Annotated in this window: 11 protein-coding genes; 5 read left to right on the forward strand and 6 right to left on the reverse strand. The window is 76.0% G+C overall.

The genetic code is table 11. The features are described from left to right. Window position 1: 1 nt before the first annotated feature. Window positions 2-460 (reverse strand): hypothetical protein, encoded by a 459-nt coding sequence (locus BCD48_RS34435; protein ID WP_241842222.1) that lies wholly within the window; start codon window positions 458-460, stop codon window positions 2-4. Between the two features lie 96 nt (window positions 461-556). Here BCD48_RS34435 and BCD48_RS34440 point away from each other — a divergent pair, with 96 nt between their 5' ends. Continuing rightward, window positions 557-901, forward strand: a complete 345-nt coding sequence (locus BCD48_RS34440) for an RNA polymerase-binding protein RbpA (protein WP_007519376.1) — start codon at window positions 557-559, stop codon at window positions 899-901. 265 nt (window positions 902-1,166) lie between these two features. On the opposite strand, the gene lnt is transcribed toward BCD48_RS34440, so the two are convergent. The 4 genes from lnt to BCD48_RS34460 all read right to left on the reverse strand — a co-directional run bounded on the left by lnt (window position 1,167) and on the right by BCD48_RS34460 (window position 7,815). Then, the gene (gene lnt, locus BCD48_RS34445; RefSeq protein ID WP_071052574.1) at window positions 1,167-4,031 is read right to left on the reverse strand and encodes an apolipoprotein N-acyltransferase; all 2,865 of its coding nucleotides are present in this window, start codon (window positions 4,029-4,031) and stop codon (window positions 1,167-1,169) included. 217 nt (window positions 4,032-4,248) lie between these two features. Next, window positions 4,249-5,493, reverse strand: a complete 1,245-nt coding sequence (locus BCD48_RS34450) for a hypothetical protein (RefSeq protein ID WP_071052576.1) — start codon at window positions 5,491-5,493, stop codon at window positions 4,249-4,251. Next, window positions 5,490-6,053, reverse strand: coding sequence for a SigE family RNA polymerase sigma factor (locus BCD48_RS34455; protein WP_071052577.1), 564 nt, complete (start codon window positions 6,051-6,053; stop codon window positions 5,490-5,492). Before BCD48_RS34455 ends, BCD48_RS34450 begins: the two co-directional genes overlap by 4 nt. Window positions 6,054-6,201: 148 nt before the next feature. Beyond that, the gene (locus tag BCD48_RS34460; protein ID WP_071052579.1) at window positions 6,202-7,815 is read right to left on the reverse strand and encodes an amidohydrolase; all 1,614 of its coding nucleotides are present in this window, start codon (window positions 7,813-7,815) and stop codon (window positions 6,202-6,204) included. Between the two features lie 66 nt (window positions 7,816-7,881). On the opposite strand from BCD48_RS34460, the gene BCD48_RS34465 reads away from it, so the two are divergent. Continuing rightward, window positions 7,882-8,520: a hypothetical protein gene (locus BCD48_RS34465; RefSeq protein ID WP_131804157.1), complete on the forward strand. Its 639-nt coding sequence runs from the start codon at window positions 7,882-7,884 to the stop codon at window positions 8,518-8,520. 59 nt (window positions 8,521-8,579) lie between these two features. On the opposite strand, the gene BCD48_RS34470 is transcribed toward BCD48_RS34465, so the two are convergent. Beyond that, the gene (locus tag BCD48_RS34470; RefSeq protein ID WP_274536614.1) at window positions 8,580-9,125 is read right to left on the reverse strand and encodes an Lrp/AsnC family transcriptional regulator; all 546 of its coding nucleotides are present in this window, start codon (window positions 9,123-9,125) and stop codon (window positions 8,580-8,582) included. Window positions 9,126-9,365: 240 nt separating this feature from the next. Between BCD48_RS34470 and BCD48_RS34475 the strand changes: the two genes are divergently transcribed. From BCD48_RS34475 to BCD48_RS34485, 3 genes are all read left to right on the forward strand, one after another. Continuing rightward, the gene (locus tag BCD48_RS34475) at window positions 9,366-10,472 is read left to right on the forward strand and encodes a 5'-3' exonuclease (RefSeq protein WP_083419635.1); all 1,107 of its coding nucleotides are present in this window, start codon (window positions 9,366-9,368) and stop codon (window positions 10,470-10,472) included. A gap of 452 nt (window positions 10,473-10,924) precedes the next feature. Further along, window positions 10,925-13,267 carry an HAD-IB family hydrolase gene (locus BCD48_RS34480; protein WP_071052583.1) on the forward strand — a complete coding sequence of 781 codons (2,343 nt, stop codon included), beginning with the start codon at window positions 10,925-10,927 and terminating at the stop codon, window positions 13,265-13,267. Next, complete coding sequence (locus BCD48_RS34485) at window positions 13,264-14,571, forward strand: zinc-dependent alcohol dehydrogenase (protein ID WP_071052628.1); 1,308 nt, start codon at window positions 13,264-13,266, stop codon at window positions 14,569-14,571. Before BCD48_RS34480 ends, BCD48_RS34485 begins: the two co-directional genes overlap by 4 nt. Window positions 14,572-14,587: the final 16 nt, after the last annotated feature.

The raw sequence follows: 14,587 nt of genomic DNA on the forward strand, positions 1-14,587 counted from the left end.
TTCAGTCTGTGTCTGTGTCTGTGTCCGGGTCGGTCGGGCCGGCGGCGGGGCGGGTGAGGGCTGGGGCGGCCCAGGCGACCGCGCCGGCGCCGAGCAGGGCGGCGAGGGCGCCGGCGGCCGGGGAGATCTGCCGGCGGGCGGCGGCGGTGGACAGCACGGTGGCGTCGACGGCGTCGGTGAGGATGCCGGCCCAGACCCAGCCGTCGGTGGGGTGGCGGCGGGCGAGGGCGTGCAGGAGGCCGGTGCCGAGGGCGAGGTCGCGGCCGCCGAGGAGGCGGGCGGCCCAGGCGGTGTTCTCGGCGGTGACGCGGTCGACGCCGGTGGCGCGCAGGGCGGTGACGGGGCGGGTGAGCGCGGCGGCGCCGATGGCGCAGCGGCCGAGGGCGAGCAGGCCGAGATGCGTGCGGCCGCCGGCTTGCGGTGTGATGGATGTGAGCGTGCGGACACGTAGTGTGGCCACGGTCTCGTTACCGACCCTTCCGTTGTGGGAACGTCTCGGCTGGCTCCGACGTTCGGAGAACAGAGACACCGGTTATCAACGGCTCGGAGGGGTTCTATGGGCGAGCGCGTTCTGCGGGGCAGCCGTCTCGGCGCGGTGTCCTACGAGACCGACCGCAGCACGGAGCTTGCTCCGCGGCAGACCGCGTCGTACGACTGTCCGAACGGCCACCAGTTCACCATGCCGTTCGCCGCTGAGGCTGAGGTGCCCTCGGTCTGGGAGTGCCGGGTGTGCGGCGAGGCGTCGGTGATCGTGGACGGGGAGCGGCCGGAGCCGAAGAAGGCCAAGCCGCCGCGTACCCACTGGGACATGCTGATGGAGCGGCGGACGACGGCGGATCTGGAGGAGGTTCTGGCGGAGCGTCTGGCCGTCCTGCGTGGGGACAGCCGCCAGGCCAGCTGACGGGTAGCGGGCCTGGCGTGGTCGCCGCCCCTTCGGGTGGTGTCCCGGCGGGCCTGGGTCAGTTGTTCTGCTCCGGGGGTGACCCTCGGAGCCTGTCCGCCGGGCGCGGCCCGGCGGAGGCCGACGGAGCGAGCGAAGAGCACGGAGAAGCGGAAGCGGCGGAAGTGTTGCCGCGGACGCGGCAAAAGGGGCGTGGCGCCGAGGCCACGCCCCTTTTGCCTGTCCTCCGGGCCGGGTTCCCGGTCGGGGGTCGCCTGGCCATGGGTCAGGGCTCGTCGGAGGTGCGCTGGTGGGCGGGCGCCGGCGGGTTGACGGTGGTGGTGCCGGCGGAGCTGGGTGACGTCGCCGTGCTGGCGGACGGACTGGTGGTGGCGATCGTGGGCTTGGTGGGCTGTGTGGGCGCGCCGGCGGTGGCGGTGGCCGTGACGAGGGCGGGCTCGGTGGAGGGCGCGGGGACGCTGATCGGTGTGGTGGGCAGCGGGCGGGGCGCCGGGCCGCTGCGGCCGGAGGTGAGTGCCCACAGGGCGGTGCGCCAGAAGGCCTCGATGATGATGGAACGGCTCATCTTGGACGCGCCGCGTTCGCGTTCGACGAAGGTGATGGGTACCTCGGCGACGCGGAAACCGGCGCGCCACGCGGTCCAGGCCAGGTCGACCTGGAAGCAGTAGCCCTGGGACTGGATCGCGTCGAGGTCGCGGGCCCGCAGCACGTCGGCCCGGTAGGCGCGGTAGCCGGCGGTGGCGTCACGCAGCGGTATGCCGAGGGCGGCGCGGACGTAAAGGTTCGCGCCGCGGGACAGGATGAGCCGGCTGCGTGGCCAGTTGCGGACCTGCCCGTCGCGGACCCAGCGGGAGCCGATGACCAGGTCGGCGGTGTTCAGCCGGGCCAGCAGGCGGGCGAGCTCCTCGGGCTGGTGGGAACCGTCGGCGTCCATCTCGACGATGACGTCGTAGCCGTGGCGCAGGGCCCAGGAGAAGCCGGCGATGTAGGCGGAGCCGAGACCGGACTTGCCGGCGCGGTGCAGGACGTGGATCTGGGGGTCCTCGCGGGCCAGCTCGTCGGCGATCTGACCGGTGCCGTCGGGGCTGTTGTCGTCGATGACGAGCAGGTCGACGGCCGGGTTCGCCTCGCGGAGCCGGTGGGCCGTGCGGGTGAGGTTCTCCCGTTCGTTGTACGTCGGCATGCAGACGACTACCCGGTGGGCGTCCACGCCGCTCCTTTCTGGTCCACGGCCGTCGGGCCGGTGGCCTGCCCGCGGGGCGGGGGTGTCCCGCGGGGTGGCGTCAGGGCCGGGGTGCCCGGCGCCGGACGGGGTGGGACCGGCTGGCCGTGGGCGCCGGCGCCCTGTGGCGATCCCAGCCATAATGGCCGCCGCCGCGAGGGCGCTCGCGACCGCCTCCGGGATGGCGCCTACCCGGTCGGCCAGAGTGCGGCCGGTGCGCAGTGGCAGCTCGGCGGACAGTATGCCCGGTTCGTACAGGCCGGTCTGGGCGAGGATGGTGCCGTCGGGGGTGATGATGGCGCTTTGTCCGCTGGTGGAGACCTGGATGGTGGCGCGGCCGTGTTCGACGGCGCGGATCCGGGTCATCGCGAGCTGCTGTTGGCTTTCGCCCTTGCGGCCGAAGGATGCGTTGTTCGTCTGGACGACGATCAGGCGGGCGCCCTGGTCGACGGAGTCGCGGACGTTGCCGTCGTAGGCGACCTCGAAGCAGATGACGTCGCCGATGGTGGTGCCGGCGGCGGGCAGGACGGCGGGGCCGGTGCCGTGGACGAAGTCGTTGGGCATCTCGGTCGCGAACCGGGTGATGACCTTCTGCAGGAGGGCGCGGCCGGGGAGGTACTCGGCGAACGGGACGGGTCGGTGCTTGACGTAGAGCTGGCCGGCCCAGCCGTCGGCGGTCCAGACGAGGCCGGCGTTGCGGACGTGGCCGGCGCCGGGGCCGTCGAGGACGGCGCCGAGCAGGATCGGGGTGCCGACGGCGCGGGCGGCCTCGTCGAGCAGCGCCGCGGCGCGGGGGTCGGCGAACGGGTCGACGTCGGAGGAGTTCTCCGGCCAGACGACCAGGTCGGGTCTGGGGGTGCGGCCGGCGTCGACGTCGGCGGTGAGGCGCAGCGTCTCGTCGACGTGGTTGCGGGTGACCTGGAACTTCTCGCCGAGGGCGTCGAGGCCGCCGGGTTCGGGGACGTCGCCCTGGATCGCGGCGACGCGCAGGGTGCCGTCCTGGGCCGCGGTGGGCAGCGGGACGGCGAGGCCGACGGCGGCGAGCGCGGCGATGCCGGCGGCGGGCAGCGCGGCGCCGAGGGCGAGCACCCTCGCCCGCCCGTGCCGGCCGGTGCGGGTGTCGCCGTCGCCGGACCGCTGGGCGGGCACGGCGGCCGGGCCGGTGGGGCTGGTGGCTGGCCCGGGGGGTGCGGTGACGTCGGGGACGCCGAGGCGGGTGGCCAGCGCGGCGCGGCCGGTCGTGGCGAGGGTGTGCAGGGCGAGGGCGAGCAGCGCGCCGGTGGCGGCGACGGCGAACGTCATCGCCGGGGCGCCGGCGACGGCGGCGAGCGGCGTGTAGGGGCCGTCGGGCTGGCTGAACGCGAGCCGGCCCCAGGGGAAGCCCCCGAAGGGGGCGCGGCCGCGTACCGCCTCCTGGGCGACCCAGACGCAGGCGACGGCGGCCCAGGCGTAGCTGGCGCGCAGCCGCAGGGCGAGCACGGTCGCGGGGCCGGCGAGGGCGAGGATCGCGGCCTCGCCGATGGCGAGGGCGACCAGGGCGTCCTCGCCGACGAACGAGACGAACCGCAGCAGCGGCAGGAAGAAGCCCAGGCCGAACAGGAACGCGACCCGGTAGGCGGACCACAGCCGCCGGCCGCGTACCAGCAGGGTGAAGGCGGCGACGGCGACGGGGGCGAGTGGCCAGGCCCCTACCGGGGGGAACGCCAGGTAGAGGGCGACACCGGCGGCGAGCGCGGCCACGGCGCGGGTGAGCGTCGCGGGCCTGGGCGGCCGGAGGCGTCGCCGCCGGGGCCGGGCGGTGTCGGTGGCGACGCCGGGTACCGTGCCCTCGGTCGCGGGTCCGCCGGGGCGGGACTCGACCGAGGGCGGCGGGCCGGTGCGCGCGGAGGCGGCGGACGGCGGTGTCACGGTCCCAGTGTGCTGGACAGAACGGATCTGGTGGGCGGGAGTGCCCGTCCTGCCCGCGCCCGGGCCGGTTGCGGCCCGCTCCCCCGCTGTCCGGATCTGCCTGTCCCCGTGCCGTCCGGCCCTGCCCGGCCCCCTGGCGAGTACTCATCGTGGCGTTCGTAACGTTCTGTGACGTAGCTCTGTCCTCGTGGCTGCCGGGAGGGCGGCGCGGGCCGGGTCAGGGGATGGTCGGGCAGCGCAGCACGGAGGTCAGCGCGGCGCAGTAGCTCGCCGTCGTGATCTTCCAGTGGCCGTCGGCGAGGACGAGACGCAGCTCGACGGGTATGGTCCCGTGCCCCTGGCCGTCGGCGGTGGGCAGCTCGACTCTCGCCGTCACGGTGGCTTCCGTGGTGCCGAGGAACAGCGGGTCGGGTTCGTCGTCGTCGAGCTCGCCGAGGCCGACGAACCGGACGGCGTGGATCCGCGCGCCGTGGCTCGCCAGCGCTTCGGTCAGCGCGGGCCGGGCCCGGTCGGGAGCGGTGAGGGCGGCGAGCATCCCGGCACCGGCGGGGCCGTCGAACGCGGCGTGCGCGGCCTGGCGGAACCCGGCGAGGGCTGAGGCCCGCTGCGCTGGCGCGACGGCTGGCTGGGGGCCGACGGTGGCGGCGGCCCCGATCCGCCCGACCGTGTCCGCGTCCGGACCGGTGACGATCACCCCGGCAGGGGCTCCTGGGACGTGGACGTACAGGGCGTACGACACGGGTGGGATGTCACCGGCCGAGGGGCCGGCCGGCCGGGCGTCCCGGCGGATGAGCACCGTGGACCGGGCGGGTAGGCCGGGCGCATAGACCTCGGTGGCCGACCAGTCGGGGGAGAACCTCTGGTGGCGGTCCCACTGGCGGCGCAGTTCGATGCCCGGGTCGGGGGAAGCACCGGTGAGCGGATCGGGCTGTACGCGCAGCACGGCGACGGTGTAGGCGGTGGCGGGGCTGGGCGGGTCGCCGCCGGCCAGCGCCTGGTTGACCTCGGCGACGGGGGCGAGTTTCAGCTCCTGCTGGACCGTCGGTCCTGGCCGGGCGACGCCGACGGGCGCGTTGACGTTGGATGTGGGGCCCAGGGCGGTGACGGTGTCGTCGTAGCGGGCGACGCCCGGGGGCAGCCAGCCGAACGTCACGCCGTACACGTCGATGTGGGTCTCGGGCCGGGTGTGCGCGGGGACGACCGCCGGGGCGGCGTGGCGGGTCGTGCCGGTCAGGACGGTGACGCCGCCGGTGACGAGCGCGACGGCGGCGGCCACGGCGATGGCGGCGGTCACGGCCCGGCGCTGGTGGCGGCGCCGCGTGATGATGGCGGCGCCGGTCGGCGCGGGGGGCAGGATGCCGGCCGCGGCGGCGTCGAACTCGACGCGCAGGCGGCGTTCGAACCCGGCCAGCTCCGCCGGCCCCGGCCTGGCGTCGTGGCCGGCCGGTTCGGGCGCCCTCATGCGGTCGCTCCCTTCGGGGACGGGGACAGCGGGGGCAGAGCGGGAGCGCCAGGGCCCAGGAGCGCGCGCAGGCGCAGCAGGCCGCGGGCGGTGTGGGTCTTGACGCTGCTGGGCGCGCAGCCGAGTTCGGCCGCGATCTGGGCCTCGGGCAGGTCCCCGAAGTAGCGCAACACGATCACTGCCCGCTGCCGGGCTGTCAGCTGGCGCAGCGCGGCGAGCAGGTCGTGGCGGTCGGTGGCCTGGGCCGCCTCGTCAGCGGGCCCGGCGGGGTCGTCGACGTCGGGGTCGTCCCAGTCGACGAGGTTCTCCCGGGCGGTCAGCCGGCGCCGCGCCCGGCTGACCGCGCCGTTGGCCAGCGACCGGCGCAGGTAGCTGTCGGGGTCGTCGATGTGCCGCCAGCGCCGGTAGACGCGCAGCAGGACGTCCTGCAGCAGGTCCTCGCCCGCCTGCCGGTCGCCGGTGAGGAAGACGGCGGTGCGCAGCAGGGTCATGCCGCGGTCGGCCACGTAGTCCTCGAACGACCGGTCGTCGCGGCGCGGCGCCGCGCCACCGTCCGGCATGGTGTCCCCTTCCGCCGTCTGGGTCCGTCCTCATGACGCGGCGGCGGCCCGTCCGGGGCGACGGCCACATTCACAACATTGGACCAACCGGCCCGCGTCGGCCGGCGAGGTGGGGACGGGCTCGGGGCGGGGCTGGCCGTGACGGCGGTCAGGTGCCGGCGTCGAAGAGGACGTCGCCAGCCAGGACGGTGCGGGCGCAGGCCGGGTCCGCACCGGTCAGGTCGGGCAGCGGTGGCCGGGACAGCCCGGCCGCCGGGTCGAGGCCGGCGGGCAGGCGCCAGACGGCGAGGGTGGCGGGGTGGCCGGGGGCGAGGGTCCCGGAGCCGTCGGCGTCGGCACGGGCGGCGTGCCAGCCGCCGTGGGTGGCCGCCCGCAGCGCGGTGGCGAGGTCGAGGCGGGCGGTCGGGGTGTGGTGGCCGGTGGCGGCGCGCACGGCACCCCACGGGTCGAGCGGGGTGACCGGGGCGTCGGACGACAGGGCCAGGCCGACGCCGGCGGCGGCGAGCGCGGCGAACGGATTCATCGCGCCGGCCCGCCGCGCGCCGAGCCTGGTGGCGTACATGCCGTCCGGGCCACCCCAGGCGGCGTCGAACGCGGGCTGGACGACGGCGACGGCAACGGTGCGGGCGAGCCGGGTGATCTGGTCGGGGTGGGCGAGTTCACAGTGCTCGACCCGGGGCCGGCTGGCCGCGACCCGGCTGGCGCCGACGGTCCGGACGGCGGCGTCGAGACCGTCGAGGACGACGTCGAGCGCGGCGTCGCCGATCGCGTGGAAACCGGGCTGGCGGCCGGTCGCGACCGCGGCGAGCACGGTGTCGCGGACGGCGGCCGCGTCCAGCATCGGTGCGGGGCGATGGCCGGGGCGGTCGGCGTAGGGGGCGCGCAGCGCGGCGGTGTGGGAGCCGAGCGACCCGTCGACGAACAGGTCACCGCCGAGGCCGACGGCGAGCCGGCCGTCGGGGTCGAGGTCGGCGAGGACGGCCGCCTCCCCCGCCCAGTAACCGTGGATGGCGGGGCCGGGCTCGGCGGCGGCGTGGGCGAGCAGGGCGGCGAGGTCCTCGGCGCTGGACACGTCGGGGCCGGCCATCTCGTGCAGCGCCGCGATCCCAAGGCGAGCGGCGGTGGCGCGCAGCCGCCGCCAGGCGCCTGCGCGCTGGGAGGGGCTGATGGTGGCGTAGGCGTGGACACGGGCGGCGTGGTGGGCGTCGCCCGCGACGAGGCCGTCGCCGAGCCAGCCGGGAAGGCCCGCGGCGCCGGACGCGGCGGCGAGGGTGGTGGAGACGGCGGCGGTGTGGCCGTCGACGCGGGCGAGGTAGACGAGCCGGCCGGGTGCGGCCCGGTCGAGCTCGGCGGCGGCCGGGGCGCGCCGCCCGGGCCAGCGGGTCTCGTCCCAGCCGGTACCGAGCAGAGCCGTGCCCGGGTCGGCGCGGGCCGCGGCGGCGACCGTGTCGAGCGCCGCCGCCAGGGTGGGCGCGGCGGCGAGGTCCAGGCCACCGAGGGCGAGCCCGGTGGCGGTGGCGTGCAGGTGGGCGTCGACGAACGCGGGGGTGACCAGCGCACCGTCCAGGTCGACGACCGCGTCGACGCCGCTGCCGGGCCCGGGCGCCCCGATCTCGCCTGGGTCGGCGCCGACCCAGGCGACGGTGTCGCCGACGGTCAGCAGCGCCGTCGCGCCCGGGTACGCCGGGCTGTGCACGTGGCCGCCGCGGTAGAGCACCGCCTGGTCCCGGCGGCCTTCGGCGCCGGCGGACCGGGGCGACATCCGGGTGCGCACCTGCCCAAGTCTGCCTGCCGCCCTCCGCGGCCTGGAAAAGCCCAGGGGATGTACATGGAACCACAGGCCTTCGAGCAGACGACGGTGAACGGCCGGCCGGCGCTGCTGGTCTCCGCCGCCGGGCAGACCGCCGTGTACTGGGTCGTCGACCAGCCGGGCTGGGTGACGATCCGGGGCCTCACTCCGGAGCAGAACGTCCACCGTCAGATCGTCGACCACACCGCCGTGCAGGTCTCCGGGACGGACCGGGCGTCGGTGCTGCGGATCGCGCGGAGCACCACCGTCGGACCCAAGCCGCAGGGGCCGGCCGACCTTCCCGCGGTGCTCGCGGGGATCAACGCGGCGGGGCGGGCGGCGTTCGACGGAGCCTCCGGGGCCGGGATGCTGGCCGCGGTGACGGACCCGACCCTGATCCGGCCCGCCCTGGACCGGGCGCTGGCCGCCAGGCCCGAGCAGGTGCGCCAGATACGGCTCGTCACCTTGTACGAAAGCCTCGGCGACCTGGTCTTCCTCAGCGACACGGAGCTGGTCGCCACGTGGGTGACGGTCACACGGCCCGGCGAGCAGCTGCACCCGAACAGCCGGAACGCCGAGCTGCGGTTCGTCGAGACCGCCGACGGTTGGAAGGTGACCCGGTCCAGCTTCTGCCTGGTGATGATGACCACCGTGCCAGGCTGCCCCAGGTTCCCCTGACCAGGGCCGGTACCGTCCGGCCCCGTCGGTGGTGGATCTGCCGGCGGCCGTCGGCGCCGTCAGAGCGCCGGGGAGCGGCCCTCGTAGGGGGTGGACAGGACGACGAGGGTGCGGGTGGACACGTTCGCGGCGGCGCGGACCTGCTGCAGGAGGGTCTCCAGGTCGGCGGGGGCCGCGACGCGGGCCTTGAGCAGGTAGCTCTCCTCGCCGGCGACGGAGTGACAGGCCTCGATCGCGGTGAGGTGGCGCAGCCGGTCGGGGGCGTCGTCGGGCTGCGACGGGTCGATCGGTTTGATCGAGATGAACGCGGTCAGGGGCAGGCCGACGAGCGCCGCGTCGACCTGCGCGGTGTAGGAGGTGATCACGCCGCGCTGTTCCAGGCGGCGGACGCGCTGGTGGACCGCGGACACGGACAGCCCGGTCCCCTTGGCGAGGTCGGTGAAGCTCATCCGCCCGTCGTCACACAGCAGCCGCACTATCTGGCGGTCGAGATCTTCCAGCACGAGGGGCAGCGTAGGGCCTGGCAGGGCGGAGCGTTCACCGGTGATCCGCCGGGTGCGGCGTGGCCGAGCGGGGCTCCGGTCTGTCGCGCCCGTGGCTGTCATGAAGCTGTCTCCGCTGATGGCACCAATGGGCTAGCGGGTGCTGCGGGCGGGTTCGTGGGGCGCCACCAGGAGCGACACGGTGGGCGGGGCATGGTAATGGGCCGAGTCGCGCCCGGCCTGGGTCGGTGCCTCGACGGGGGCGGTGGGGGCGGGACGGGCCAGTCGTCTGGGTGTGTGTCCGTCCCGGACGGGGCTGCCGGGTTGTCGGTGTTGTCGGTGGGCCGTGCCAGGGTGGGCGGTGTGGATGGGACAGAGCTGGGCGGCGGGCTGGCGCTGCTGGACACGCCGTCGCTGTACTTCCGGGCGTTCTACGGGGTGCCGCGGTCGGTGACGGCGCCGGACGGGACGCCGGTGAACGCGGTGCGGGGGCTGCTGGACGTGCTCGCCCGCCAGATCCTGGATCTTCGGCCGCGGCACCTGGTGTGCTGCTTCGACGCGGACTGGCGTCCGGCGTTCCGCGTCGAGCTGGTGGCGTCGTACAAGGCGCACCGGGTCGCCGAGGTGCTCACGCCGGCCGAGGTGCCCGCGTCAACGTCCGTCTCTCCCGTCCCGCCCGGCGACGGCGACGCGGCGACGGGCGCCGCGGGCGCGGGCGGTGAAGGTGGCGTGCAGGTCGAGGAGGTGCCCGACGAGCTGACGCCGCAGCTGCCGGTCATCGACGACATGCTCGACGCGTTCGGCATCGCCCGCGCGCAGGCCGCCGGGTTCGAGGCCGACGACGTCATCGGCACGCTCACGACCCGTTTCCCCTACGGCGACGGCGACGGCTGGGCCGTCCGCGACCCGGCACCCGGGCAGGGGCCGCCGACGGGGGGCTGGGCGGGGCCGGTGGACGTGCTGAGCGGCGACCGGGACCTGTTCCAGCTGATCCGCGACGACGTGCCCGTGCGGGTCCGCTACTCGGTGGAGAAGTTCGCGATCATCGACGAGGCGGCCGTGACCGCCCGCTACGGCGTGCCAGGCAGGGCCTACGGCGACTTCGCCGCGCTGCGCGGCGACCCGTCCGACGGGCTGCCCGGGGTGGCGGGGATCGGCGCGAAGACGGCGGCGGCGCTGCTGACCCGGTTCGGCTCGCTCACCGCCGCGCTGGACGCGCTGGACGCCGGCCAGCAGGACGGCTTCCCGGCCGGGGCACGGCGGCGGCTGGAGGTGGCCCGCGACTACCTGGACCGCGCCGAGGTCGTCGTGCGGGTCGTGCCGGACGTGCCGCTGCCGCCGCTGCGCACCGCCCTGCCCGCGGCCCCGGCCGACCCGGACCGGGTGCTGGCCCTCGCCGAGCGCTGGGGCCTCACCTCCGCGGCGACCCGGCTGGCCCGCGCCCTGGCGACCTCGGCCGCCGGCCGCTGACAGCGGCTGACGGCCCGCCGGCGGCTGGCGTCTCGGCGTGGCCCGCCGCTCACGCACGCCGCCCGGCCGGGCACCCGGCCCGCCGGGCTCGTGGCGCTGGGTACGGCCGGGCCGGGGTGGGCGGGAGATGTGGCCCACACCGGGGCAAGATGGGCCGGCCGTTGTGGGCGGGGTGGCGACGTTCGGCCCGGTCGGGGCTGGCCTACCGGCCGGGCGGGCACCCGCGGTGGAGACTGCGGGTGCTGGGCATCGGGCCGGGCCGCCGCCCGGGCGGGGCTGGCGGCGCGGTAGCCGGGTGCCGGCGGCGCCGGGTCGGTGGGCCGGTAGTTTGACCAGTCATACTCCGGCTCGGGCAGCACGCGCACGCGAACGATTCGGCCAGGACACCGCCTGTGGGTCCATCGTCGCCTACCGTTGCCCAGCGGATGTCGGTGCGGTAGCGGAGGTGACGGGTGGGGCTGCGCGAGCGGCTCGCGGGTAGGCGCGTGTACATGACCGGGGTGACGGGATTCGTCGGTGAGGCGCTGTTGGAGCGCCTGCTGTCGGACTTCCCGGACACCCGGGTCGTCGCGCTGGTACGACCCCGCGGCGGGCAGGACGGGGCGTCGCGGCTGCGGCGCCAGCTGCGCAAGCCCGCGTTCAAGGCGCTGCGGGAGAAGGTGGGCGAGGGGGCTGTCGAGAAGCTGGCGGCCCGGGTGGAGGTCCTCGACGGGGACCTGGCGTCGATTCCGGACATCCCGGCCGACGTCGACCTGGTGATCCACTGCGCCGGTGAGGTGTCGTTCGACCCGCCGGTCGACGAGGGGTTCACGACGAACGTCGGCGGTGTGCAGGAGCTGCTGCGCGCGGCCCGTGCCGGGGGCGCGTCGCCGCACATCGTGCACGTGTCGACGGCGTACGTGGCCGGGCTGCGCTCGGGGCACATCGCCGAGGGGCGGCTCACGCACGACGTCGACTGGGAGGCGGAGAAGGCCGTCGCCGGCCGGGCCCGCCAGGCCGCGGAGGACGCGTCGCGCACGCCGGAGCACTCGGCGCGGTTCCTGGCGGAGGCGCAGGCCAAGCACCTGCGCGCCGGGGCGCAGTCCGTGTCCCGCGACGCCGAGGACCGCCGCCGCCAGTGGGTGCGCGACCGGCTGGTCCGCTCCGGGGCGGAGCGGGCGCAGGTGCTCGGCTGGACGGACTGCTACACGTTCACCAAGGCGCTCGCGGAGCGCTGCCTGGAGGACTCCCACGGCGACCTGCCGCTGACGATCGTCCGGCCGTCGATCATCGAGTCGGCGCTGGCGCGGCCGTACCCGGGGTGGATCGAGGGCTTCAAGATGGCGGAGCCGCTGATCCTCGCCTACGGCCGGGGCGAGTTCCCCGACTTCCCCGCGTCCCCGGACGCCACGATCGACATCATCCCGGTCGACCTGGTCGTCAACGCGATCATCGCCGCCGCCGCGCAGACGCCGCCGGCCGACGAGCCGGCGTACTACACGGTGTGCTCCGGGTTCCGTAACCCGCTGCTGTTCCGGGAGCTGTTCGAGCACGTCCACGAGTACTTCCAGGAGCATCCGCTGCCGAAGCGGGGCCGCGGGCCGATCGCGGTGCCGGAGTGGCCGTTCGCCGGGGCGCGGGCGGCGGAGGCGAAGCTTCGCAACGGCGAGCGGGTCGCGGCCGTCGCCGGCCGGGTGCTCGAGCATGTGCCGCGTTCGGAGAAGGTCCGCCGATGGGCGCAGGAGTTCGACCGGTTCGAGTCGCGGGTCGGGTTCCTGCGCCGCTACGCCGACATCTACCGGGCGTACACGAAGGCGGAGCTCGTCTACGTCGACGACGCGACGAAGGCGCTCTACGACGCGCTCGACGCCGCCGACCAGGCCGACTTCAACTTCGACCCGGCCTGCTACGACTGGTACCACTACCTGCAGGAGGTGCACTTCCCGGCGGTCACCGCGATCCTGCGCAGGCCGCGGGACCCGGCGCCGCCCAAGCGCAGCGGGGTGAACCTGCCGGCGAACCCGGACGCGCTGGCAGTGTTCGACCTCGACGGCACGCTGGTCACCTCGACGGTGATCGAGTCGTACCTGTGGCTGCGGCTCGCGGACGAGGCGCCGGCGGGCCGGGCGCGGGAGCTCGCGGGGCTCGCGGCCGTGCTGCCGCGCTACCTGCGGGCCGAGCGCACCGACCGGGGGCATCTGATCCGTTCGGTGTACGCCCGGTACAAGGGAGCTGACCCGGAGGAGCTGGCGAGGATCATCGACGAGGTCGCGGGTGACATCCTGCTGCGGCGGGTGAAGCCGGCGGCGATCCGCCGGGTGCGGGCGCACCGGCAGGCGGGGCACCGCACGGTGCTGCTCACCGGGTCGGTGGACTTCCTGGTCCGGCCGCTGGCACCGCTGTTCGACGAGGTCGTCGCCTCGAAGTTGACAGTCGGCGCGGACGGGCTGCTCACCGGGAAGCTGGCGTCGTCGCCGCTGGTCGGGGACGCCCGGGCGGCGTTCCTCGACCACTACGCGGGGCAGGTCGGCGCGGACCTGTCGTCGTCGTGGGCCTACGGGGACTCGCAGTCGGACATCCCGATGCTGCGGGCGGTCGGCAACCCGGTGGCGGTCAACCCGGACCTGTCGCTGTTCCGCACGGCGAAGGCGAACGGCTGGGCGGTCGAGGAGTGGCCGTCGACGGCCGGGGAGCCACGGGCGGTGGCCCCGTCGCGGCAGGAGCGGTCGCTGTTCCACGCGGCCCGCACCGCCGCCGCGACGCTCACCGGCGCGGGCACGGGCGCCGGCGTGGGACGGGATGGGGGTGCGCGGTGAGCCGCGGGCTGGAGCTGTACCGGTCGATGCCACGCTACGCCGCGGCCCGGGTGCTCTCGAGCAGGGTGCCGTCGCTCGCGGGGGCGGCGGCGACGTCGGCCGCGCCGCTGCGGCTGGTCGACAAGGGCGACCCGGCGCTGCCAGGCAGAGGCTGGGTGACGGTGCGCCCGACGCTGTCGGGGATCTGCGGGTCGGACCTGGCGACCGTGACCGGCCAGTCGTCGTTCTACTTCTCGCCGCTGGTGTCGATGCCCTTCACCCCGGGCCACGAGGTCGTCGGCACGTTGCAGTCGGACGCGGCGCTGCCCGACGGCACCGTCTACAAGGCCGGGAGCCGGGTCGTCATCGACCCGGTGCTCGGCTGCGCGGCCCGCGGCCTGGAGCCCTGCGCGCACTGCGCGGCGGGGCTGACGAGCCGCTGCGACCGGGTGACGGTCGGGCATCTCTCGCCGGGGCTGCAGACCGGGTACTGCAAGGACACCGGGGGTGGCTGGGCGCGGGCGCTGGTCGCCCACCACAGCCAGCTGCACCCGGTGCCGGGCGACCTGTCCGACGAGCGGGCCGTGCTCGTCGAGCCGCTGGCGACCGCGGTGCACACCGCGGGGCGGGCGAGGGTCGCGCCCGGGGACCGGGTGCTGGTGATCGGTTCCGGGGCGGTCGGTCTGTTCACGCTGCTGGCGCTGCGGGCCTACACCCCGGCGGCGCACATCACCGTGGTCGCGAAGCACCGCCGCCAGGTGGAGCTGGCGCGGCGCTTCGGCGCGGACGAGGTGCTGTCCCCGTCGGACGCGCTCGGCGGGGTGCGGCGGGCGACGAGGGCGCTGCGCGCCGAGCCTGAGCTCGGCGGGCCGTTCCTGCTCGGCGGGGTCGACATCGCCGTCGACTGCGCCGGGTCGTCGTCGTCGCTGTCGACGGCGCTGCGGGTCACCCGCGCGGGCGGGCGGGTCGTGCTGTCGGGGGTGCCGTCGGGGTCGGTGGACCTGACGCCGCTGTGGTACCGGGAGCTGGAGCTCGTCGGCACCTACGCGTCGTCGGGCCGGACCGGCCGGCCGGCGGACGGGGCCACCGGCGCCGGGCTGGAGCTGGACGCGGCGGGTGCCGGCGCGGCGGCCGGGGTGGACGGCGCGGCGGGGGCGCGGTCCGACTTCGGCCGGGCGTTCGAGCTGGCGGCGTCGGCGCCGCTGGACGGGGTCGTCTCGGCGGTCTACCCGCTGGCCCGCTGGCGGGAGGCGCTGGACCATGCGCTGTCCGCCGGCCGGCTCGGCGCGGTGAAGGTCGCGTTCGACCCGACGATGCCGGCATGACCATGGGCGTGACCGC

Source organism: Pseudofrankia coriaricola (assembly GCF_001854805.1).
Taxonomy (GTDB): domain Bacteria; phylum Actinomycetota; class Actinomycetes; order Frankiales; family Frankiaceae; genus Pseudofrankia.